General features: G+C 74.1%; 2 protein-coding genes. Both read left to right on the top strand.

All coding sequences use genetic code 11. The features are described 5' to 3' along the window. On the top strand, positions 1 to 1,511 hold a 1,511-nt coding region (locus tag EEJ42_RS32130; protein WP_148082092.1), incomplete at its 5' end, for a DEAD/DEAH box helicase. Further along, the coding region (locus EEJ42_RS32125; RefSeq protein ID WP_484422017.1) for an SWIM zinc finger family protein at positions 1,508 to 2,267 on the top strand (760 nt) is incomplete at its 3' end. The genes EEJ42_RS32130 and EEJ42_RS32125, both read left to right, overlap by 4 nt.

Here is a 2,267-nt window from a genome sequence, read left to right as displayed (position 1 = left end):
TGCGGGCCACCGGCTGGCTGGCCGCGCTGCGCGACCGCCTGGCCCGGCCCGGGGAGGACGGGGGCGGGCCGCCCGTCGCCCAGCCCGCGGCCCTCGCCGCCACCCTGCGCGACTACCAGCTGCGCGGTCTGGACTGGCTGGTCCGGATGACGTCGCTCGGTCTCGGCGGCTGTCTGGCCGACGACATGGGGCTCGGCAAGACCATCACCCTGATCGCGCTGCATCTGCACCGGCAGGACGTTCCCGAGGCCGCCGGACCCACCCTGGTGGTCTGCCCCACCTCGCTGATGGGCAACTGGCGGCGCGAGATCGAGCGGTTCGCGCCGGGCACGCCCGTGCGCCGCTACCACGGCACGGCGCGCAGCCTGGACGACCTCGCGGACGGGGAGTTCGTCCTGACCACGTACGGCACGATGCGGCTCGACGCGCAACGGCTGGCCGAGGCGGGCCCCTGGGGCATGGTCGTCGCCGACGAGGCGCAGCACGTCAAGAACCCGTTCTCGGCGACCGCCAAGCGCCTGCGCACCATCGGGGCCAAGGCGCGCGTCGCGCTCTCCGGCACCCCCATCGAGAACAACCTCTCCGAACTGTGGGCGATCCTCGACTGGACCACGCCCGGGATGCTGGGCACCCATGACGCGTTCCGCAGGCGCTACGCCCAGGCGGTGGAGAGCGGCAGCGACCCGGCCGCCGCGGAGCGGCTGTCGAAGCTGGTCCGCCCCTTCCTGCTGCGGCGCCGCAAGTCCGACCCGGGCATCGCGCCCGAGCTTCCCCCCAAGACCGAGACGGACCGGGCCGTCGCGCTCACCAAGGAGCAGGCCGGGCTGTACGAGGCGGTGGTGCGGGAGATCCTCGCGGAGATCGCGGGCGCCGACGGGCTCGCGCGGCGCGGACTCATCGTCAAGCTGCTGACCGGGCTGAAGCAGATCTGCAACCATCCGGCGCAGTACCTGAAGGAGGACCGGCCCGTGGTCCCCGGCCGGTCCGGGAAGCTGGAGCTGCTCGACGAACTGCTGGACACCATCCTCGTGGAGGGTGCGAACGTTCTCGTCTTCACCCAGTACGTGCAGATGGCCCGGATCCTCGAGGCCCACCTGACCGCGCGCGGAGTACCGCTCCAACTGCTCCACGGCGGTACGCCGGTGGCGCGCCGCGAGGAGATGGTGCGGCGCTTCCAGGACGGCGAGGCACCGGTGTTCCTGCTGTCGCTGAAGGCGGCGGGCACCGGGCTGAACCTCACCCGTGCGGGCCACGTCGTGCACTACGACCGCTGGTGGAACCCGGCCGTCGAGGCGCAGGCCACCGACCGCGCGTACCGCATCGGCCAGACCCAGCCGGTGCAGGTCCACCGCCTCATCACGGAGGGCACCGTGGAGGACCGGATCGCCGCGATGCTGGAACGCAAACGGGAGCTGGCCGACGCGGTGCTGGGCTCCGGCGAGGCCGCGCTGACCGAACTGACCGACACCGAACTCGCGGAGCTGGTGGAGCTGAGGGGGACCGAGCGATGAGCCGTACCGGGAACACCGACGGACACGGATACGCCGAGGAGAACGCGTCCACCGAGGACACGCCCGACGGCCGGCCCGAGCGCACCCTCGCCGCCCTGCCGCCCGCCCACGGCCGCGGCTTCGCCCGCACCTGGTGGGGCCGGGCCTGGCTGAAGGCCCTGGAGGACACCGCGCTGGACAACGGGCAGCTCCAGCGCGGCCGCAAGCACGCGCGCGAGGGCGCGGTCGGCGCGGTGTGCGTACGGCCGGGGCGGATCACCGCGGTGGTACGGGACCGGGACCGCACCCCGTACCGCTCCGACGTGCTGCTCCAGGAGCTGGACGACGACGAGTGGGACCGCCTGCTGGGGGTGGTCGCGGAGCGCTCGGGGCACATCGCCGCGCTGCTCGACCGCGACATGCCGCCACAGCTCGTCGAGGACGCGGCCGCCGTGGGCGTCGACCTGCTGCCGGGGATAGGCGACCTGGAGCCGGAGTGCGCGTGCGAGGCGTGGGACCACTGTCCGCACACCGCCGCGCTGTGCTACCAGGTCGCCCGGCTGCTGGACGAGGACCCGTATCTGCTGCTGCTCATGCGCGGGCGCGGGGAGCGCGAGCTGCTGGACGAGCTTCAGGTGCGCAGCGTGGCGCACGCCGCCCGACACGCCGCACCGGCCGGGGACGACGCTTCCGCCGCGGCCCCGGAGGGCGTTCCGGCCCGGGAGGCGTTCGCCGCGTCCGGTCCGGCCGCGCTGCCCGCTCCCCCACCGGCCGTCG

This window comes from Streptomyces botrytidirepellens, from assembly GCF_003721215.1.
GTDB classification, from domain to species: domain Bacteria; phylum Actinomycetota; class Actinomycetes; order Streptomycetales; family Streptomycetaceae; genus Streptomyces; species Streptomyces himastatinicus.
This window is presented reverse-complemented; position numbering and strand designations above follow the sequence as displayed.